Below are 21,737 nucleotides of genomic sequence, written 5' to 3' on the forward strand. Positions count from 1 at the left end.
TTTCCAACCCATAAAACCATACAGGAAAAGGAGAACGGAATCATGGCAAACAAGAAATTCAGAAAAGGAATGGCACTGGCCCTGACCATCAGCATGGTCACCGGTATGCTGAGCACCACCGCTCTGGCCGCCGGCTCTCACGTCCACAGCGACGCCTGCGGCTATGCCGAGGCGGTGGAGGCCCAGGACTGCACCCACGTCCACGACGAGACCTGCGGCTATGTGGAGGGGCTGGACGAAATCCCCTGCGACATGGACTGCACCGACACCGACGGCGACGGCGTGGTGGACCACAGCCCCGACTGCGCCTACGCCCCGGCGGTAGAGGCCCAGCCCTGTACCCATGTCCATGACGAGACCTGCAGCTACGCGGAAGCCGTGACCGGCCAGCCCTGCGCCGTGGAGGAAGTGGAAGCCCTCATCGCCGCGCTGCCCGCCGCCCCCTCTGAGGCGGACCGGGCCGACGTGGAAGCCGCCCGCGCCGCCTACGACGCCCTGGACGCATCCATCCAGGCCGACGTGGAAAACCTCCCTGTCCTGACCGCCGCCGAGGAAGCCCTGGCCAATCTGGAGGAGAACCAGGAGGAGGTCCCGCCCGCCGTGGAACTTCCCCAGGAAACCTGCACCGTCCATTATCAAACCATGTCCGAGGGGGTCACCTATGACGGATACGCCAAAAACAAAAACGACGGCTACATTTTTTACTATACCATCCACGAAAACGCGCCCTCCGATCTGGTGATTGACCTGGCGCAGGGCGCCCTGGACCTCTGGGAAAACGACAGCCAGATGCCCGGCGACCACTATAAGTTCCAGATTCTAGTCAAAAATGAGTCCGGCAACGTGTATCAGTATAAAAACGGCAGCTTTGTTCTGGCCCCCGAGGATACCAGCCAGTTCGGCAGCCTGGAGGAGGGGTCCCTCCTGCCGGTTCTGACCTATGACGGACAGTATATGCCCATCCGGTTTTCCGGCGCCATGATTCCCAAGTATTTTTATGAGGACATCTTCCATGTCTCCAAAGACAGCCAGGTGACCTTTGAGATGATGTGCCAAATCTATGACTACCTGGCCCGGGCCGGTTATTCTGGCGCATCTGCCATAACCGACTACCTGCTGGACTATTTCAACGCCCAGAGAGGGACCTCCTATGAAACGCTGACCGGCCTCTTTGCCGACCATCCCGACTGGCTGGACGGTTCCCAACTCGCCTCCAACGGTATTTACACCATGACCGAGGCGCAGCTCATGGAATATATCCAGGCATATCCCTGGATTGACCGCTTTTTGTATGTCCAGCCCTCCGGCAGCAGCCTGAAGGTTCAGATCAAGTGGCCGGAGGCGGAGCTCTCCGCCGTCAGCTACAACAGCTTCTATATGGGCCTGTTCAGCGTGGTATACGGCCAGGAAAACGCCGGGTATCTCAACCCCAATCCCTCCGGCGACCTGGACTTCTCCCGCTCCCACGGCGTGGGCGACTATCTGCCCGGCACCGCCCTCTACGACGAGACCAACGCCTACTTTGCCCAACTCACCCAGGACGGCTTCCAGGACGGCGATACCCTGGAGATCTGGTCCGGCTACGGCATCGACGGCCCCGGCATGGGCAACAGCTACCAGAATTACAGCTTCACCTATTACAACGTCATTGAGCTGGAGCAGATCGACAGCGACGTGACGGTCAACAAGGTGGACCAGTCCGGCAACGCCCTGGAGGGCGCCCGGTTCCAGCTCTACAAGCTGGACGGCGAGACCAAGCTCTATTACGCCGTGGAAAACGGAGAAGTGGTGTGGACCGCCGATCCGTCCGCCGCCGCTGTCTTTGAGGGCGGCTCCTTCGACGTGACCCTCCTCTTCGGCACCTACTACCTTACCGAGATCGCCGCGCCCGACGGCTACAACCGCCTCACCGAGGACCTGGCCATCCTGGTGGACGAAAACGTGGAGACCGTAGACGTGACCAACACCCGTCAGTCCTCCGGCGGCTCCAGCTATACCTACTACCGCGTCACCATCCACTATTACGACGCCGACGGTGTGGAACTCGCCGACGCCTTCACCAGCAGCCGCATCCGAGAGGGTCGCGGCTGGGACTTCAGCGACGAGCAGCCCGAGACCATCACCGTGGACGGTGTGACCTATACCTTTGACCATGCCGACGGCGACCCCATCGAGGGCAGCGATATCCAGCGCAACCAGGTGGTGGAGCTCTACTACGCCGCCGAGGAAGAGGAGCTGACCGACGAGGATACCCCGCTGTCCCCCACGCCCGATGAGGAGACGCCCGCCCCCGAGGAGGACCTGACCGACGAGGCCATCCCCATGGACCCCGCTCCCGAAACTCCCGAAGCCGAAGAGGCTCCTGCCGCCTCCGAGGACCAGGTGGAACTGGTGGACGGCGAGACCCCGCTGGGCGACCTGCCTCAGACCGGCTTTGCCGCCGAACCCCACGCCTCCCCGGCCGCCTATCTGGTGACCCTGGCCGGCGGTCTGACCGGCTGCGGCCTGTATCTGACCATCCGCCGCAAGAAGGAGGACTAATCCTCCGTTCCCCCAATCCCGACAGCGGGAGGCCGGGACCCCAACCGGGTCCCGGCCTCCCGTTCTTTTATGTGCCCGGCGGCTGCCCCCTGTTCTCACATTTGAACCATAGGAAAAGCTCCCCCGGTACCGGAGGAGCTTTTTTACAGCCATTTGATAGAATCAGACGTGGGTATGCTGCACAAAACGCGCCAGAATGGCGGCGACCTGGGCGCGGGTGGCCTGGCCCTGCGGCGCAAGGACGCCCTCTCCCAGCCCCTGGATGAGTCCGTTTTCCACCGCCCAGGCCATGGCCTCGGCGGCCCAGTGGCTGACGCTGTCCCCGTCGGCAAAGTCCAGACCGCCGGAGGCGGCGGGGCTGCCGGCGCAGCGCCACAGCATCACGGCCAGCTGTTCCAGGCTGACCGAGGCGTCCATGTTGCTGCCGTCCGAAATGCCGCGCTCCACGGCCCACCGCTGGCCGGCCTCATACCAGAGGTCTCCCTCGGTGCTCACCCCTTCATAGCGGGCCAGCACGGTGACAATCATGGCCCGGGTCATGTCCTGCTCAGGGGAGAAGGTGGTGGCGCTGGTGCCCTGGAAGAGCTCCCGGCTGGTGGCAAAGGTCACCGCGTCGGCGCCCCAGTGGTCATCGGCCACGTCGTCAAAATTCTTGCTGTTGTCCACAATCTTGACGGTATCGCCATCGGACAGGGTGACGGCCACGCCGGTGCCGGTGGACAGGGAGGTTTTGATGATCTCCTCGGTCCCATCTTCCCGGACGATGACGGCCACGGTGCCGGGGGTCATATTTTCCACCGGGATCTCCACCTTGGCGGCGGTATCGGCGGGCAGTTCCACCTTTACCACCGGGGCGCTGGTCTTGTCCGCGGCGGCGGACACGCCGGGCATGGGCAGGGCCACGGTCTCGCCGTTCTCCCGGGCGGCATCCACCAGGCCGGCGGGCAGCTTGACCTGGGTCTGACTTCTGCCGTCCTGGTCCACGGTGGTGGTGGCGGAGCCGTCGGTGTTGGTCACCGTCTGGGTCTTGTTGCCGTCGGTATCGGTGGTGGTCTCGGTGACGGTGCCGTTGGGGCGGGTCACGGTGGTGGTGGTGGACCCGTCGGGGTTGGTGACCGTCTCGGTCTTATTGCCGGAGACGGCGCCGCCGCCGGAAGGGGGCGCCTCCGTCCACTGGGCGGTAAAGGTCACTCCTTCTGTGACCGAACAGGTGTCGCCGGCCTGCCAGAGCCCCTCCCCGTCGCTCCAGCCGGCAAAGGCGCTGCCGGGCTTGGCGGAGGCGGGCAGGGTAACGGCAACGGCGGCCACCTCGGTGGTCACGATGATCTCCTCCCCGAAATCGTTGCCCCGCAGGTCCCGGTTCTGGCCGTCGGCGCCGGTGAACTCCAGATAGCTCTCAGAGCGGATCTGATTGTCCTGAAAAACGGAGCCGTCCACATAAAAAGAGATGCGGCTGCCGTTAAGGAAGGTGTTTCCGGCGACGGTCTGGCCCTCCTTCATGATGTTCAGCTTTACGCCGTCCAGGGTATTTCCGGTAAACCGGCCCTGCGGCGAGCGGAAGATAAAGCGGGCGCCCCCCTGAAAGGTGGAATTTTTGACGATCAGGTTTTCCACCTCGCCGCTCTCGCTGTCATAGATGGCGTTCTGCATCCCGTCAAAGGTGCAGCCTTCGATGATGACCGATTCGTTGCCGGCTTCGGTGCCTCCGATCAGAATTCCGTAAAGCACGCTGCTGTTGCCCAGGATGGTCACATCGGAAAAGACATCTCCCGGTTTTGCGTTCAGGGCATAGCCGCCGGAAGCGCCAGTCAGATCCAGGGTCAGGTCGCGGAAGGTATTGCCGCCGCCGGAGCGGAATGCCTGCTTGTCAACGGTGAGCACGTGTCCGCCGCCCTCCACGGTGAGACCGGTCAGGCCGATGGTGGTCCAGTTGTCCCCGGCGACGTCGGCCAGGAGGGTCACGGTCTTGTCCGCGCCCTGCTGCGCGGCCTCGCAGGCCTCGGCCAGGGTGGCGTACGTCTCTCCGCCCACCTGCGCCACAGGCGGCATGGAAATGGTGCAATTTTCGATCTTTACCGTGGAGGGCGGCTGTGCGCCGTACCACAGACTGCCCACATAGCGGCCGGCTTCCAGAATATCGTTTTTTTCCGGTCCGCTGTAAAGCTGTCCGGTGAATGTACAGCCGCTCACCGTGGGCGGATTTTTGCCCTCGTTGTCAAGGTAAGTGCCGGCAAAGGCCCCGCAATAGATCCGGCCGTTTTCCTCCGGGCGGTGTTCTGCCACACTGCCACGTTTTCCACCGTACAGCCGCGGATGGTATTGCCGTAGTGGAGGATGCCGTTCACGCCGCCGATGCCGTTATATGCCCCTTCCACCGTGATGTCTTTTACGGCGCAGTCCGTCGTGACGCAATTTCCTTCCCCCATATAGCCCACGATGCCGCCCACATAGCCGCCGGTGATTTTTACATAGGAGGTTTCCGTACCGTCGCCGGTTACGGAGCAGTTGGCGACAGTGGTATACCCGTTGCCCAAAATACCGCCGGCATACCAGTAGCCCAAAATGCGCACGCTGCCGGTCACGTGGACCCCGGTGATTTCAGACTCCAGATAGGCGTCGCCGCCCACCACCGCGGCCACATAGCCGCTTCCGGTGACCTCCGCATTGTACAGGGTAAAGTCCCTGATCTCCCCGTCCTGGGTGGCGCCGAACAGGCCGATGCTCTTGTTTTCCGCCGTGTACGACAGACCCCGGGTGATCTTCAGATTGGAAATGGTGTGGCCCCGGCCGTCAAAGTCCCCGCGGAACTGGCCGCCGGTCCCGCCGCCGCCGATGGGGGTCCACTCCCTGCCCGCCAGGTCAATATCGCCGGTCAGGGTAACGGTTTTGCCGGAAAAATGGTTGCCCGCATTTACCAGCCGGGCCAGACCGGCCAGCTCCTCCGGGCTGTGGAGCTCAAACGACGCGGCGTCGGGTTGGGTCTCGTACCACGCCGTATCCGCCGCGTCGATCCAGTTTGCCCCGTTCATCATTTCCTTCTCCAGTCTCCATGATTGACATTCTTGCCGCGGACGCCGCCTTTTTTCTCTCCTTGCCAGCCGTCCGGCGCGGGATTTATCTTATCAGGAAACCCTTTTCCGCGCAAGCATCCTCTATCGCCCTATTTTTACTTTTATTTCCTGTAAAAACGATGCAGTCTCTTTTTTATCCTCATTCGTTTTTCACTTTTTATTCTATTTTACCTCCTTTTAACTCTATTTATCTTTTATATGGATATCAATTTATAAACTTCTAGTTTTATCCTTTAAATTATTTTTCTTCCATATATAGAAAAGTCCTCATTTTATATGGTTATATTTATCAAAATTATTTATAAAATTTTATATAAAATGTTACTTTATTTTTTATGTACCTCCTTTTGTCTGACGCCGGTTTTCTCCTTTTTCTGTCTGATTCTGGAAAAAACAGGACCCCGGCGCTCTTCAAAGAACGCCGGGGCCGGAAGTCAGGCGCGATTGGTCACACCGCTTCATACAGCGCGGCTGTCTGCCGCAGGATACTGAGGGTAAAACCGGAGCTGTTGACAGAGAGGTAATAGGTCATATCATAGTTCCAAAACAGGAAGCGGGTCGAAACCTGGGTGCTCAGGCGGTCCCCGGAATAGGACCACAGGGCGGCGTCACCGGCCTGGGTGGTGACGGTCAGATCGGAACCGTCGGCGGCCAGATAGTACCGCGTCCCCCCTGTCTCGCACCACAGCCGCCCATTTTCATAGGTCCAAAGCCACTCCTCTTCCGCCGGCGGATTGGCCGTATAAACCCCGCCGCTTTCGGTCATCTGTACGGCGGCGCCGGACAGTCCCCGGTCAAGGGCCTTCTGACGGACGGTAATCAGATATGTGGCCCCCTCTGTAAAGCCGTTCTTTTTCCGGAAGGTCGGCGTCTGGCTGTATGCCCCGCCGCAGGTGTCGCACAGCCCGTCCCGGTTCCCGTCGGAACAGGCGCCGCTGGCCATCACCGCTCCGCACCGGTCACAGACCTGCCGATGGGTGCCGTCGCCGTTGGCGCTCCAGCTGCCCGTATGTCCCAGCGGGTCGATGGAAACGCCGGCGGACAACAGCTCCCCACATGCCGCGCAATAGGTGTCTCCGGTGTATCCCGCCTCCGTGCAGCCCGCCGCCTTGGCGTTTCGCACCTCGGGGGTGTGGGTGTGGGCTTCCTCCACCCGTTCGACCCTGATGCTGATATAGTCCACTAGGGCGTCGTCCCCAAAGGTGAAGGCGCGGTTGGGGGTGGTCACCACATAGTCCTCCGAACCGGAGCTGATGGTATAGGTCACGCCGTCGGAGAGGCCCACCGCCAGGTAACAGGTCTCGGGATAGACGGCGTCCCGGTTGGGATTGTACAGCCCCGCCACGATGACGCTGCCGTCATCTCCGGTGAGGGTGATGGTATCCAGCGCTTCGGTCTGTCCCAGGTCGTTGCGGGTGGGGTCCTCTTCGTTGGTGTAGGCGTAGATCTCCGCCAGATAGCGCCCCGTGGCCACGTGGTACACCGTGGGGAAATGGTGGTAGGAGGTGGTCAGGTTCTCATAGTCGTAGGTCTCCAGAATCTCCTGGCGTTTGGCCTGCAGCGCCTCCATCCCCTCGTAGAAATAGGTGATCTCCTCGGTGACGCCATGGCTCTCCGAATAGGCCATGGTCTCGAAAATGGTCTCTATCTTTTTGTCCAGGGCGCGGCAGAGGGCGACCTCGGTCTCAATCCCGCTGATCTGGGTGGATTTGTTGTAGTTCATGATGGACAGCTCGTCGCAGCAGTGCTCCACGAAGTAGCGGAACAGGTCCTCGTCGGTGCGGTCATAGAACACGGGGATAACCTGCACCACCTCCAGGCCAGCGCTGTGGGCGTATTGGTACAGCGCCTCCATCTGCTCCACATAGGCGGCAAAGGCCGCCTGAGCGTCCTCCTGCCATACCGGCTGGGTGTGAACTTCCACATCCAGGGCAATCTTCCCAATGGGCGCCGCCGCGCCGATTCCCGCGTTATAGGCTGCCAGGGCGTCGATATAGGCTCTGATCTCGCTCTGATCGCCGCCCGCCATGCCCCAGGCGGCGTCGCCGGTCAGCGCCACGGTCTCGATGCCGTCGGCGGCCAGCCGGGCCACCATATGGGCGGTCTCTTCCCGCGCCAGATACGTCTGGGGCAGATCCTGGTACACCCTTGTGATTTCCAGCTCCTCCAGGAAGGGCCGGACGGACGGGTAAGAGCCCTCATTGAGGAGATAGAGGTTCCAGCAATAGAGACTGGCCGCCCGGTTGATGTGCCGGGGCTCCAGAGTAAAGGAGCCGATGCCGTTGCCGTAGTCAGAGAAGGGGTTGTCGTTGGCAAAGCGGATCTGATTGCCGTTTTCGTCCGCAATGTTCAGGTAGGCGGTATAGGTCCCCGCCGGCAGGTCCTGGGGCAGCGGGACAAACGCCTGCGCCGTCTCCCCGGACTTCCAGTCCGTTACGTCAAGACCGGTGGGGATCTGGGTGAGGATACCGTCCTCGTCCACCAGATTCAGGGTGACGGTCTTTTCCTTGAGTACATTGCCCGCGCCCACGTTTTCCACGGTAAAGCCAATGCGGTCGCCGTAAAACGCGGAGCTGCGCAGCACGAACCGGTAGCCCAGGTGATTTTCCACATAGGTAAAGCCGCTCAGGCCGTAGTAGACCGGATCGTCCCCGGTGTAGGTGGATTCCCGCCACTGGTCAATGACGCTGCCGTTCCACTCAATGTTCAGATAGGAGGTATGCGTCCGGAACATCTCCTCCGAAATGTAGTCGATGCTGTTGTAAACGGTGCCGTCGTCGGAGTAATTGGCCACCACCTCGCCGCCGAAGAGAGTGTGTCCCGCCTGGTAGTCCAGCCACGCCACCTCCATGGCCCGGTCGGTATAGGTGCCCAGGTCGGAGCAGCTGCCCAGATAGCCGTCGTTATAGACGCCCACCCGGTAGTAGGGGGACGTGGGGTCCGCCCGGTGGGTTGCCAGGTCCTCCAGCTGGAGGCCGGCGGCGTAGCAGTAGTACACAGGCCGGCGGACCGAGACGGTGATGGGCTCCGGCACCGCCTCCAGCAGGGCGTCCACCAACGCGGCGATGTTTTCCGGCGTGACGATGCCGCTGGTGTGCTGCTCGCCCCAGCAGCCCAAAAAGCCGCTTTCCACGGCGGCGATCACGTCGGCATTTTGGGCAAAGACGCCGGAAAGCTGCTCAATATGGGCCAAAACGCCCGCCATATCCGGCTCAAGATCAGCGACGCCGTCAAAGTCGTCATAGGCAAAGCGCAGGATGGCCGAGCCGCCGTTCTGCCGCAGATGGTCCAGGGTGGCGTTCAAGGCGTCCAGAAAATCCTGGCTGAGGGGTTCCCAGCCGCCCTCGGTATAATGTTCCGGCGCTTTTCCACGGTAGTTCAAATAATTATGGCTGAAATTGCCCAGGCTGATGCGCATATGGATCAGCTTCCCGGTGGGATTCTGGACTGTGTTGTCCGTCTCTTTCGCGCCCACAAAGCAGGTGGAATAAAAGCCCCGCTCCGGGTTGTCGATGGCGTCGGTGATCTCGGTGTAGCTGGCTCCCATGGAGGAGCCCTCCTCCCCCGCCGCCGCAGCCGCGGGCAGCAGCGCCAGGAGCATCAGCGCTGACAGCAGCGCCGCCAGGAGTCGTTTCTTTCCTGTCATAAACAGCACCTCTCTTTTTCGTTTGGGGATATACGCCGGGGAAACGCCTGCTGGTGGACTGTCGCCTGCTTCTCTCACCTCCTTACCTGAAATATATAGTTCAAAAGATTGGCTAAAGTATAGCATACCTACGGGATTTTTTCCACTGCATTTGCATATTTATTAAGTTTTATAGAAAAACGCAGGCGTCCCGGCGGGACGCCTGCGCTCCATGCCGAATATTATGCTCCTATGTGGGTACAGGGGGCTTTTTTATTTGATTCTCGCGCCGCAGCGATTGCAGAAAAGGGTTCCGGCGGGTACCTGCGCCCCGCAGTTGGGGCAGTTCCGTGGAGAGGAGACGCCGCCGTGCTTGTTTTTGGTCAGGATAATGCCCAAAACAAAGCCCACCGCGATGGGGATGGAGAGCAACAGACCCGCGATAAAGTTGCCCACCACACAGGCCGCAAGTCCGATGAGTCCCAAGTTCTGGTTGCCGTTATACTTGCCCACCAGGAAAGGGATGAGGCCGATGATGGCGCCGGCCGCCAGCGCGCCGAATACGACTGCTCCATAATTTGTCGACATGATAATATCCTCCTGTCTTTTTTGTTCTTTGTGTTCTGGATGCGCCTATTCTACCCCTCTTGCGCCGGCGCTTCTGCAACTCTTTTCCGCGCCCCGTCAACGGCAAAGCAGCAGCTTCTGGGCGTTGCCGAAGGCAACCGCATCCGCGTAGGCCCGGCCGCAGGTAGCGTAGACATAGTCCAGCCCGGTGCGCACATCAGGGGGCCGGTGGTCCATACGATGGGCGTCGGAGCCCAAAAAGGTCACCAGTCCCTCGTGCAGCAGTCCCCTGGCCGCTCCTGTAATGCCCTCGTTGGACTCGCCCTCCAAAGAATAGGCGTTGATCTGCATCAGGCAGCCGCGCTCGGTCAGCTCCCGCACCGTATGTCCGTCAAAAAGCGCCGGGTAACGCTCCACATGCGCCACCACCGGTATCCACCCCTCCTCCAAAAGCCGCCCGGTCATCCGGACCGCGTCGGCGGGCAAAACGCCGGTCTGAAACTCTGTGAGCACATACCGGGCGCCGTTCAGGGTAGGCAGGATGCCCTGCCGCAGCGCCGTGAGGGTGGATTCCATCCCGTCGGGCAGGCAGCGCACCTCACAGCCCAGATAGAGGCCCATATCCAGAGGCGTCGCGTCCAGCCACGACCGCAGCGCCTGAAACTGTTCCTGTACCCGTGCGTGGCCATAGAAAAAGGCGGAGCTGTGGGGGGTGGCAAAAATGGCGCGTACTCCCTGCATATGCGCCATGACCAGCATGGTCTCCGCCATGGAGCGGTCATAGGCCCCGTCATCCACACCCGGGATCAGGTGCATATGGATGTCGATCATCCGCCGCTGCGCCATATTTCTTCCTTTTTTGTCCATAAAGCTCCCTCCTTTTTATTCGTCCATGCCGTTCCAGTAGTGTCCCATGCTGGAAAAGCGCTGATATTCCACCATAGCGCCGAACAGCGCCAAAGAGACCGGCGGCTGTGCCGCCGCCAGATCCACCGCCGCCTGAAGGCGGGCGATCTGCGCCGGTCCGTACCGTCCCGGCTTGAAGTAAGCCACCGTGACATGGGGCGTCAGGGGATAATGGAGCTCCACCACCCGCTGAAAACGCTGATAATACTCCATCAGGCGGGCACAGCTCTCCTCGTCCGCCGGCGCAAAGCCCAGGACCATGCTGGTGTTCACCATATTGAACAAAACGGTGGATACCAGCCGCAGCGGCGCGTCCTGACCGCGGAGCTCCGCCACGCACGCCAGGGCGGAGGGCTGTACCAGCCGGACCTGCTCCTCCAGCTGCGGGGAGGGCGGACCGCTCACCAGGTCGTGCAGGGTAATATGAAAGGTCTCCTGGTCCAGTGGCTGGGCCAGCAGATCGCCGCAGCCCTCATAAAGGGCGTCCTGGAGGGATCGGATGCTCCGCCGCGCCTCCGCCGGCAGCGGATAGACCACCGTACTCCCGCCAAAGGGCAGCAGATGCCCTTCCCCATCCACCTTGCGGGTCAGGTTGGGATGGGTCTCCAGCGTGCCGCCGGCCGGCAGGCTGGTGTGGATGAAGCTCTCGGTCCGTGCCCGAAAGTCCTCCAACGTCTCCCAAAATTCCTTCACGTTTGCCGCCGTCCTTTCCTGTGGTTTTATCCATAATACCACACTATGGTCATGCCTTGCGCATCCTTTCTCCTCCGCGGAAAAAGCGGGCGCTCCCTCTTTTTCATATGACTTTGTCTCAGCACCAGCCTCATCTGTCTTTCACACAGAAACGGACAAGGTAAAACAGATCTTTTTGTTTTCTAAACGTATTGTATTGTATGTCAAAAATTATTGCTTGTAATTTTTATTTTTTCAATATATTTACCAATAAAAATCAGCCCGTTTTTTCTCTTTTTGGGGAACATCCTTGAGCTTCTCCCTTTGATCCAACAAAATTTTTTCTCTATTTTTCGGAATTTTATGTATTTTTCTGTTAATTTGCAGGGGATAACTTCAAATATTTTTTTATAAAATATACAAAAATAGCCGCTTTTTTTCGTGCAGTATGGATACTTGTTTCTTTTCTCCCGCCGTGTTTTAATAATGTCAGTAAATATAACATATTTTTAAGTTTCTTTGTTTTTAAGGGGCGGACAGTCCGTCCCTGAAAATAAAAATACGGAGGGAATATGTAATATGAAAAACCATGCCCTGCCCAAGCGATTACTGGCGGCGACGCTGAGTGTCAGCCTGTTGAGCGGTTGCTTCATCACCACCGCGCTGGCTGACGACGGCTCCAGCCAAACGGTGACCGATCTTCCGGCGCCCGCGGACCCCAACGGCTCCAAATTCGCCGGGGAAGAGTGGTACGACCAGCGCGGCGTTTTCCAGGTCAACCGGGAAGATGCCCACACCAGCTTCTCCTCCTTCGCCACGGTGGAGGACGCCCGGGTACGGGATGACGAGAATATTGTCAATCAGCAGAGCTTGAATGGTACATGGAAGTTCTTCCATGTGGACACTCCCCACGAGCGCAACGACGAATTCTATAAAGCCAATTACAACGTCAGCGGCTGGGACGACATCCAGGTTCCCTCCAACTGGCAGACCGAAGGCTACGATTACCCCAAGTACACCGACACCCGCCTGCCCTGGGAGGGCGTGGAGACTCCGCCCATCGGCGTCTCTCCCACCGTCTACAACCCCGTGGGCCACTACCGCCGCACCTTCACCACCCCCGCGGACTGGGACGGCAAGGAGATCTTCGTCTCTTTCCAGGGCGTGGAGTCTGCCTATTATCTGTGGGTCAACGGCGAGTATGTGGGTTACAGCGAGGACAGCTATACCGCCTCTGAGTTCGACATCACCAAGTACCTCAAGCCCGCCGGTGAAGAAAACTCCATCTCCCTCCAGGTCTACCGCTGGTCGGACGGCAGCTATCTGGAAGATCAGGATATGATCCGCCTGAGCGGCATCTTCCGCGACGTGTTCCTCTACGCCAAGGACGCCGACGCCGCCATCTTTGACTTCAACTATACCACCGATCTGGACGAGACCTACACCGACGCCGACCTGTTTGTGGAGACCACCCTCCGCAGCTACGGCGAAACCGCCCCCACCGGCTACACCGTGGACGCCATCCTGTTTGACGCCGACGGCAAGGAAGTGGTCAGCGAGACCCTGCCCGTCACCTTCACCGACGGCGAGGCCCACGTAACCCACACCTTCCAGGTGACCAATCCCGCCAAGTGGTCCGCCGAGCACCCCAACCTCTATCAGCTGGTGTTCGCCCTGAAGGACGAGACCGGCGCCGTGGTGGAGACCGCCGGCTGCAACGCGGGCTTCCGTGAGATCGAGATCATCAACAAGGGCACCAACCAGGCTCAGTTTACCGTCAACGGCCAGCCCATCGTACTCAAGGGCGTCAACCGCCACGAGACCGAGCCGGAGCACGGCCGCAGCATCTCCGAAGAGAGCATGATCGAAGACATCAAGCTCATGAAGCAGTACAACATTAACGCCGTGCGCAACTCCCACTACCCCAACCAGGCCCGCTGGTATGAGCTGTGCGACGAGTACGGCCTGTACATGATCGACGAGGCCAACATCGAGTCCCACGGCCTCAATGACTACATCCCCCAGAGCGACGAGCTGTGGATCGAGGCCTGTAAGGACCGCATGACCTCCACCATCGAGCGCAGCAAGACCCATCCCTGCATTCTGATGTGGTCTCTGGGCAACGAGTCCTACAACGGCGACACCTGGGCCGAGCTGGGCAAGCTCTGCAAGGAGCTGGACAGCACCCGCCTGGTCCACTACGAAGGCCACCGCGACATTCCCGAGGTGGACGTGTGGTCCCGCATGTACCGCCGCATCACCAGCCTGGGCATCGACGACAAGACCAAGAACCCCATCGAGTGGTACGGCGTGTACGGCGAAAAGCCCGCCATGCAGTGTGAGTACGCCCACGCCATGGGCAACGGCGTCGGCAACCTCCAGGATTACTGGGACGTGTACGACCGCTACGACAACTGGCAGGGCGCCTTCATCTGGGACTGGGTGGACCAGACCATCCAGCAGGAAGTGCCCGACGACTACCTCCTGGACAACGAGGGGAAGGACATCACCGTCACCCTGGAGGGCGAGCTGAAGAGCGGCGGCCACTCCGGCAAGGCCATGGACGGATATGCCATCTGCTACAATGACCCCGCCCTGGTCTTCAGCGGCAGCCAGCCCTTCACCCTGGAAGCCTGGGTCAAGCCCGACGACACCGTCCAGACCAGCCCCATCATCATGAAGGGCAACGACTCCTGGATGTGCACCGAGTCCTACGGCCTCAAGCGCCAGCTCATGTATGACGACGCCACCCGGGAAGTGGTCTCCGACAAGCTGGAGTTCTACATTTACAACACCCAGTGGGACGACGACAACGGCGTCTACGCCAAGGTGGTCGCCTCTGTGGACACCCCCGCCGACTGGGCCAACAACTGGCACCATGTGGCCGGCACCTTTGACGGCAGCACTCTGCGTCTTTTCCTGGACGGCCAGGAAGTCGCCACCGCCACCGACAGCCATGGCGTGGCCTTTGGCGGCAACGCCGTGGGCATCGGCGCCGACGTGGCCTTCGACGCCCAGAATCCCAACGTCCCCAACACCTTCTCCGGTCTCATCGACGAGGTGCGCATCTATAACCGCGCCCTCACCGCCGACGAGCTCAACGACACCAAGCGCACCCCCGACGAGAACACCGTGGTCTGGCTGGACTTTGACTCTGCCACCAAGCTGAGCTACGATCAGGACACCTACTTCAGCTTCGGCAGCGACTGGGCTCCCCTGCCCGAGGGCGCGCCCAACAACAAGAACTTCTGCGCCAACGGTCTGGTCTCCGCTGACCGCACCGTCCAGCCCGAGCTGGTGGAGGTTAAGAAAGTCTACCAGAATGTGAAGATCACCGCTCCCGACGTACGCAACGGCAAGCTGACCCTGGAGAACAAGTATTTCTTCACCAACCTCAACGAGTTCAACGCCACCTGGACCCTGGTGGAGGACGGCAGCCCCATCCAGAGCGGCAGCTTCACCGCCGACCAGCTGAACGTGGCGCCTCAGACCACCAAGACCGTTCAGATCCCCATGCAGGCCGTGACCACCAAGCCCGGCGCCGAGTACTTCCTCAACATCAGCTTTACCCTGAAGGCCGACACCTCCTGGGCCAAGGCCGGCCACGAGGTGGCCATGGAGCAGTTCCAGGTGCCCTTTGAGACCGCCGCCCCCGCTCAGGCCGACCTGTCCAAGGAAGCCCCCCTCACCGTGGCGGACACCGACACCCTCACCACCGTCACCGGCGGCGACTTCGTGCTCACCTTCAACAAGCAGACCGGCACCATCGACTCCTTCCAGTATCAGGGCACCGACCTCATCACGAGCGGCCCCATCCCCAACTTCTGGCGTGCGCCCACCGACAGCGACTGGGGCTACTACTCCGCCAACACCCTGAGCACCTGGCGCTATGCCGGCGCCCAGCGCAGCGTGGTCAACGTGACCGTGGATGAGGTGGACGCCAACACCGTCACCTTTACCGTCACCTCCACCCTGCCCACCCAGAGCACCTCTGACTATAAGCAGGTCTACACCGTTTTCAGCACCGGCGATGTCCGCGTCACCTCCACTCTCACCCCCGGCGAGGACCTGCCCATGATCCCCGAGGTGGGCAACATGCTCACCATTCCCGAGGAGTTTGACAACGTCACCTGGTACGGCAAGGGCCCCGACGAAAACTACATCGACCGCCAGACCGGCTATCAGGTGGGCGTCTATCAGAAGAACGTGGACGACTTCTTCGTGGACTACATCAAGCCTCAGGAGACCGGCAACCGCACCGACGTCCGCTGGGTGAGCCTCACCAATGACGACGGCGTGGGCCTGCTGGCCAAGGCCGAGGGCGGCACCATGGAGTTCAACGCCCTGCGCTACACCCCCGAGCAGCTGAGCAACACCCTCCACTCCTACATGCTCCCCGAGGGTCAGGACATCACCCTGCGTCTCAACCAGGTCCAGATGGGTCTGGGCGGTGACAACTCCTGGGGCGCCATGCCGCTGACCAAGTATCAGATCCCCGCCAATCAGACCTACGAGTACACCTACACCCTCAAGCCCATCAGCACCAAGGACCCCGACGAGATGATGGCCGACTACCGCACCGTTCTGCCCGGCGCCAAGGAGGCTCCCTCCTTCGACGACGTGGCTCTCAACCACTGGGCCAATGATGCCATCTCCTATGTGGCGGAAAAGGGCCTCTTTACCGGCACCTCCGACACCACCTTTGCTCCCTCCGCCACCTCCACCCGCGCCATGCTGATGACCGTGCTGGCCCGTATGAACGGCGCCGACACCACCGGCAGCGACCCCTGGTACGCCAAGGGCATGGAGTGGGCCAAGACCAACGGCGTGTCTGACGGCACCAATCCCGAGGGCGTCATTACCCGTGAGCAGCTGGCCGTCATGCTCTACCGTGACGCCGGCAGCCCCGAGGTGGAGGATCTGAAGCTGATCTTCACCGATGCGGACAAGGTCTCCTCCTGGGCCGACGACGCTGTGACCTGGGCGGTGGTCAACGGTATCCTCGCCGGCAAGGGCGACAACACCCTGGATCCCCAGGGCTCCGCTTCCCGGGCCGAAGTGGCTCAGATGTTGTACAACTACAGCTTCGTTCGCTGACATAACAACCGCTGTTGCTGCTGAACAGCGGGAGCCTGCGGGCTTTCCGAAAAAGCAGGCGAGGACCAGGGGATATCCCCTGGTCCTCGCGTTTTTATCAATGATTTGTATAAAAAATAACCACACCGAAGGGTGTGGTTATTTTGGTAATGGAGGCGGGGGGAGTCGAACCCCCGTCCGAAAACGCTTTAACAAGAACTTCTCCGGGCGCAGACGGTTATTTACATTCCCTCACCCAGGCGTGAGCCGTCACACTCAAAGGCTTGGTAGCTTCATGATTCATGGTACGCGCAAAGCTTTGCGTACGCACGTGCACCACTCAACGACGCCCCATCCCGGACCGTGGTCCTTCCGGGCGGGACGGCCGCTCATTAAGCAGCGGCGAGAACGACGTTATCGTTGTTCTTTCATTTATAAGTTGCCCATTTTAAGGATGTTAGGCGCATCCGCCCGCTATTCCGGCCTCCACGTCCCCGTCGAAACCAGTACGCCCCCTCGTCGTCGCAAAGTCCGCTCTGTTCAGGACACCCTTATGGGTATCCTTCACGCCGCTCCCTTGCTCCTCCTCTTCCCATCAGACCCACTCCGTTGGGCTCTGATGGGATTTTTACGGGGATTCTGCCGCAAAGTCCGCTCTGCTGCAAATTTTACAGGGGTTTTATCGCACCCTCCGGCGGAGGGAAGCCGCTCCGCCGGAGGACTGCAAACAACGCTTTTTACACCTTCTTGGGGGCGGGATAGTCCACCCCGAAGGTCTCCACCGTCACGGATTTCATCCGCTGGTCGGTCTTGGGCTTGTCGTTCCAGTCGGTCTGGGTATTGACGATGGCGTCGGCCACCTCCATGCCCTCGATGACCTTGCCGAAGGCGGCATACTGGCCGTCCAGATGGGGGGCCTTCTCCACCATGATGAAGAACTGGCTGCCCGCCGAGTTGGGGTGCATGGCACGGGCCATGGACAGCACGCCGCGGGTGTGCTTGAGGGTGTTGGTCTTTACGCCGTTATTGGCAAACTCGCCCTTGATGGTATAGCCGGGGCCGCCCATACCGGTCCCGTCGGGACAGCCGCCCTGGATCATAAAGCCGGGGATCACCCGATGGAAGATCAGTCCGTTGTAAAAACCGGACTGGACCAGGCTGATGAAGTTGTTGACGGTATTGGGTGCGATCTCGGGATAGAGCTCGGCCACCATCTTGCCGCCGTTCTCCATCTCGAAGGTAACAATGGGATTCTGAGCCATTGGAGATCCTTCCTTTCCAGTCTCATATCGTTCACATACCGGACCGGCGGGATTTCATGGTCCGGTCCATCTCCCGTTTGGCGTCCCGGGCCGCCGCCGCGTCCCGCTTGTCATAGAGCTTCTTGCCCTTGGCAAGGCCCACCTCCATCTTGACCCTGGCGTCCTTAAAGTAGAGGGACAAGGGAATCAGGGAGTAGCCGTCCTGCTTGACCTTGGCGAAGAGCCGTAAAATCTCCCGCTTGTGCATGAGCAACTGACGGGGCCGCAGGGGGTCCTTATTAAAGATATTGCCCTTTTCGTAGGGGCTGATATGCATCCCGATGACCTGCATCTGCCCGTCCTTAATGAGGCAGAAGGAGTCTTTCAGATTCACATGGCCCAGACGGATGGACTTTACCTCGGTACCGGCCAGAGAGATGCCCGCCTCGTACCGGTCCTCGATAAAGTAATCATGAAAGGCCTTGCTGTTTTTGGCAATGAGCTTGGTCCCTTTCCGTTCCAAGGCGACACCTCCCTTCCACTGGTCTAATCAGTGTACCCCATTCCGCGCCGTCTGTCAAGGGAATTTCTGACTTTTTCAGCCTTCAAGGCTCCCCATTGCCGGCGCTCACCGGGGAAAATAGGCCAAAAGGCGGGAAAACGCGCCCTGAGGGAAGATCACCGCCCCGTGAGTCTCGGACAGGGGCGGTGCCGTCCGCCGGGGCTGGCCGAACTCGGAGAGGATGTGGACCCATCGTTGCTCCTCCGCCGGCAGCGACAGCCACCACCGCTCCTCCAGCCAAAAGAGGGCCGCGCCCTCCGGCGGCGCGGCCGCCGACCGGGCGGCGGCCAGCAGCTCCTCCAGCCGTGTGAAGGAAAACCACCGTCTCTCCCCCGCCAGCCGGCGGACGAAAAGCAGCGTCCCACACGCCGAGACAAAGAGCTCCAGCTCCAGCGGACCCTCCGATGCAATCCCCGTCCGGGCCAGCGCCCAGCGGGCCAGCGGCAGGAGCCGCGCCTCCCGGTCGGGCCCTTCCAGCTCCCGCGCCCTCCATTCTCCGGGGGTGATGTACAAGACCACGCTGGATGGTCCTATGGGCTGAATCGTCATATCGGTTCCTCCTTATCAAAGTGCCCTTTTCTCCATTATAACGGAAGGACGCGGCCATAGATAGCTGTAATGATTGGCGCTATGGGAAAGATACGGGTGGCGGCGGACGGCGCTTTGTGGTAAACTATCTGTATCCGGGTCTCAAAATGCCGGCCGCTTTGGCCAGAAAAGGAAGGTATCACTATGGAACTCGTGGAAAAAACCGTATCCTCCCAGGTGGAATTTACCGGATCGATCATTACCGTCCGTCAGGATCGGGCCGAGCTGCCCAACGGCCGGGTGGTGGGCCGGGAAGTGGTGGAGCATCCCGGCGGCGTCACCGTTCTGGCCCTTTTTGACGACAATACCGTACCCGTGGTCCGTCAGTTCCGCTACCCGTTCCAAAAGATCGTCACCGAGCTGCCCGCGGGCAAGCTGGAAAAGGGCGAGGACCCCCTGGTCTGCGCACAGCGGGAGCTGAGCGAAGAGGTGGGCGCGGAGGCCGACCAGCTCCTCTATCTGGGCAAATTCTACACCTCCCCCGGCTACTCCACCGAGGTGCTCCATATGTACCTGGCCCGCGGCCTGCGCCAGGGCGCCGTCCACCCCGACGAGGACGAATTTCTGGAAAATGATCGTCTCTCCTTCTCCGAACTGTTCCAGCAGGTCATGAGCGGTGAAATCGAGGACGGCAAGACCATTGCCGCCGTGCTGAAAACCAAGCTGCTGCTGGGCCTGTAACCGTAAATTCCCCATCAAACGACAGGAGGCTAATAACATGGGCAAATGTGTCCTGATCGTGGAAGACGAAAAAAACATTGTGGATATCCTCCGCTTCAACCTGGAGCGGGAGGGCTACCAAACCCTGGAGGCCTACGACGGCAGCACCGGCCTTCAGCTGGCCCGGGCCAAAAATCCGGACCTCATCCTGCTGGATCTCATGCTGCCCCGGATGAACGGCTTTGACGTGTGCCGGGCGCTGCGGGAGGGCGGCTGCTCCATCCCGGTCATCATGCTCACCGCCCGGGAGGAGGAGACCGATAAGGTCCTGGGCCTGGAGCTGGGAGCTGACGATTACATCACCAAGCCCTTTTCCATGCGGGAGCTGCTGGCCCGGGTCAAGGCCAACATCCGCCGGACCGAGATGCTTACCGTTCGCTCCGCCGCGCCCGCCGCCGGACCGCAGCTCATCCGCCGGGGCCGTATCGTCATCGACACCGACGCCATGACCGCCTGCAAGGACGACCGCCCCCTGGATCTGACCCAGCGGGAGTACGAGCTCCTGAAATACCTGGCCAGCCAGCCGGGCAAGGTGTTCTCCCGGGAAGCGCTCATGGAGCATGTATGGAACTACGAGGGCTATGTGGGCGACGTGCGGGCGGTGGATGTGGCGGTCCGCCGCCTCCGTGAAAAGGTGGAGGACGACCCGGCTCAGCCCCAGTTCATCATCACCCGCCGGGGGCTGGGCTACCTGTTCAGCGAAGAGTAATCCATTGGGAGAGGAGAGGCGCCCATGTTCCGCAGCCTGCATATGAAATTGGTGCTCATCATGACCCTGCTCATCGTCTCGCTGATGACAGTGGTGGGCGCCTTCCTCATCAACTCGGTGGTCGGCTTTTACCTCCATGACTTTTACGACAAGATGTGGGAGACCTTCAGCCAGGATACCGCCTTTGTCAACGACCTGCGCTCCGCCACCGAAAATGAGACCAACGGCGCCGAGCGTCTGGCCGATATCCTGGACTCCTACACCGGCACCCTGGGCGTGGACGGCCGCAACCGCAATTACTATGTGCTGGACGGCCACACCGCCCAGATCCTGGCCTCCTCCGACCCCCAGAGTGGCCAGGTTCTCACCATTACCGAAAATCTTTCCGCCGCCCTCAACGGCGAGGACGGCTACCACAGCAACGTATCCGCCTCCTATATGGACGTGGCCTTTCCCATCCAGCGGGGCGGACAGGACTATATCATCTACATTTACGACACCCGCCAGACCGTCTCCGACCTGAACAGCGCCCTGATCTCCCTCATCATCCGCGCCCTCTTTTTCGGGCTGGTCATCTCGGTGCTCCTCTCCTTCCTCCTCTCCAAGACCATGATTACCCCCATCGAACGCCTCACCGAAGGGGCCGAACGGGTGGCCGAGGGGGATTTTTCCCACAAAATCACCGTGGCCTCCCGGGACGAGATCGGCGTGCTTACCGGCACCTTCAACGCCATGGCCCGCCAGCTCCAGGAGACCCTGGAGGAGGTGGAAAACGAGCGCAACAAGCTGGGCACCCTCTTCCTCCACATGACCGACGGCGTGGTGGCCTTCTCCCGGGACGGCGGCGTCATCCACGCCAACCCCGCCGCCGAGGAGATGCTGGGCCGCTCCATCCCGGTGGGAGGGACGGTGGACTACGACGCCCTTTTCCGGGATATCGTGCCGCTGGACCAGGTGCTGGACGTGGCCGACGAGGGCTATCTGGAGGGCGTGCTGGCCCGGGACGACCGCATCCTGGAGCTGCTGCTGGCCCCCTATGACCGGGAGCGTCAGGGGGGCGTGCTGGTGGTCATCCACGACGTGACCGAGCAGCACAAAACCGAGGAAATGCGCCGGGAATTTGTGGCCAACGTGTCCCATGAGCTGCGCACCCCCCTGACCAACATTCGCTCCTACGCCGAGACCCTGGTGGACAATGCCGGCGATCTGCCTCCGGAGATGGAAAAGCGCTTTCTGGGCGTGATTCTCAACGAGAGCGACCGCATGACCCATATCGTACAGGACCTCCTCACCCTCTCCCGCTTTGACTCGGGACACAGCGAGCTGAAGCTGGCACCCTTCTCCTTCTCCGAGGCGGTGCGGGACGTGTACAACGCCAACCTGATGGAGGCCCAGCGCCATAACCACACTGTCCGCCTCCAGACCGAGCCGGACATCCCCCAGATCGTGGGCGACCGGG

At 60.7% G+C, this 21,737-nt stretch carries 13 protein-coding genes, 1 other RNA gene and 1 pseudogene; 5 read left to right on the plus strand and 10 right to left on the minus strand.

Annotated elements, in window-relative coordinates:
- Nucleotides 1-42: 42 nt before the first annotated feature.
- The gene (locus H7U37_RS02590; protein ID WP_204873368.1) at nucleotides 43-2,541 is read left to right on the plus strand and encodes a prealbumin-like fold domain-containing protein; all 2,499 of its coding nucleotides are present in this window, start codon (nucleotides 43-45) and stop codon (nucleotides 2,539-2,541) included.
- Between the two features lie 162 nt (nucleotides 2,542-2,703).
- On the opposite strand, the gene H7U37_RS16170 is transcribed toward H7U37_RS02590, so the two are convergent.
- The 6 genes from H7U37_RS16170 to H7U37_RS02620 form a co-directional block, all read right to left on the minus strand.
- Nucleotides 2,704-4,824: an S-layer homology domain-containing protein gene (locus tag H7U37_RS16170; protein WP_204873370.1), complete on the minus strand. Its 2,121-nt coding sequence runs from the start codon at nucleotides 4,822-4,824 to the stop codon at nucleotides 2,704-2,706.
- Nucleotides 4,728-5,570, minus strand: coding sequence for a M26 family metallopeptidase (locus tag H7U37_RS02600; RefSeq protein ID WP_204873372.1), 843 nt, complete (start codon nucleotides 5,568-5,570; stop codon nucleotides 4,728-4,730). Before H7U37_RS02600 ends, H7U37_RS16170 begins: the two co-directional genes overlap by 97 nt.
- A gap of 490 nt (nucleotides 5,571-6,060) precedes the next feature.
- Entirely contained in the window at nucleotides 6,061-9,258 is a 3,198-nt protein-coding gene (locus H7U37_RS02605) for a DUF4832 domain-containing protein (protein ID WP_204873374.1), read from the minus strand.
- 252 nt (nucleotides 9,259-9,510) lie between these two features.
- Nucleotides 9,511-9,825 carry a zinc ribbon domain-containing protein gene (locus tag H7U37_RS02610; protein WP_204873375.1) on the minus strand — a complete coding sequence of 105 codons (315 nt, stop codon included), beginning with the start codon at nucleotides 9,823-9,825 and terminating at the stop codon, nucleotides 9,511-9,513.
- Between the two features lie 96 nt (nucleotides 9,826-9,921).
- Entirely contained in the window at nucleotides 9,922-10,671 is a 750-nt protein-coding gene (locus H7U37_RS02615; protein ID WP_204873376.1) for a CpsB/CapC family capsule biosynthesis tyrosine phosphatase, read from the minus strand.
- A 15-nt stretch (nucleotides 10,672-10,686) separates the two neighbouring features.
- A complete protein-coding gene (locus H7U37_RS02620) occupies nucleotides 10,687-11,403 on the minus strand; it encodes a hypothetical protein (protein WP_204873377.1) in 717 nt (238 codons plus the stop codon).
- 558 nt (nucleotides 11,404-11,961) lie between these two features.
- On the opposite strand from H7U37_RS02620, the gene H7U37_RS02625 reads away from it, so the two are divergent.
- Entirely contained in the window at nucleotides 11,962-16,479 is a 4,518-nt protein-coding gene (locus H7U37_RS02625; RefSeq protein ID WP_204873378.1) for a glycoside hydrolase family 2 TIM barrel-domain containing protein, read from the plus strand.
- A gap of 147 nt (nucleotides 16,480-16,626) precedes the next feature.
- On the opposite strand, the gene ssrA is transcribed toward H7U37_RS02625, so the two are convergent.
- The 4 genes from ssrA to H7U37_RS02645 form a co-directional block, all read right to left on the minus strand.
- Nucleotides 16,627-16,974, minus strand: a transfer-messenger RNA (tmRNA) gene (gene ssrA, locus H7U37_RS02630).
- A gap of 221 nt (nucleotides 16,975-17,195) precedes the next feature.
- Complete coding sequence (locus tag H7U37_RS02635; protein ID WP_204873379.1) at nucleotides 17,196-17,720, minus strand: peptidylprolyl isomerase; 525 nt, start codon at nucleotides 17,718-17,720, stop codon at nucleotides 17,196-17,198.
- Between the two features lie 31 nt (nucleotides 17,721-17,751).
- Nucleotides 17,752-18,222, minus strand: coding sequence for an SsrA-binding protein SmpB (gene smpB / locus H7U37_RS02640; protein ID WP_204873380.1), 471 nt, complete (start codon nucleotides 18,220-18,222; stop codon nucleotides 17,752-17,754).
- A gap of 105 nt (nucleotides 18,223-18,327) precedes the next feature.
- A complete protein-coding gene (locus H7U37_RS02645; RefSeq protein WP_204873381.1) occupies nucleotides 18,328-18,810 on the minus strand; it encodes a hypothetical protein in 483 nt (160 codons plus the stop codon).
- A gap of 183 nt (nucleotides 18,811-18,993) precedes the next feature.
- Between H7U37_RS02645 and H7U37_RS02650 the strand changes: the two genes are divergently transcribed.
- The 3 genes and pseudogenes from H7U37_RS02650 to H7U37_RS16415 form a co-directional block, all read left to right on the plus strand.
- Entirely contained in the window at nucleotides 18,994-19,530 is a 537-nt protein-coding gene (locus H7U37_RS02650; RefSeq protein ID WP_204873383.1) for an NUDIX domain-containing protein, read from the plus strand.
- 37 nt (nucleotides 19,531-19,567) lie between these two features.
- Nucleotides 19,568-20,278 carry a response regulator gene (locus tag H7U37_RS02655; RefSeq protein ID WP_204873384.1) on the plus strand — a complete coding sequence of 237 codons (711 nt, stop codon included), beginning with the start codon at nucleotides 19,568-19,570 and terminating at the stop codon, nucleotides 20,276-20,278.
- 438 nt (nucleotides 20,279-20,716) lie between these two features.
- Nucleotides 20,717-21,580: pseudogene (locus H7U37_RS16415) on the plus strand (histidine kinase dimerization/phospho-acceptor domain-containing protein); the annotation flags it as partial.
- Nucleotides 21,581-21,737 lie beyond the last annotated feature (157 nt).

The sequence above is a fragment of the Pseudoflavonifractor phocaeensis genome, assembly GCF_016901735.1.
GTDB lineage: Bacteria > Bacillota > Clostridia > Oscillospirales > Oscillospiraceae > Pseudoflavonifractor_A.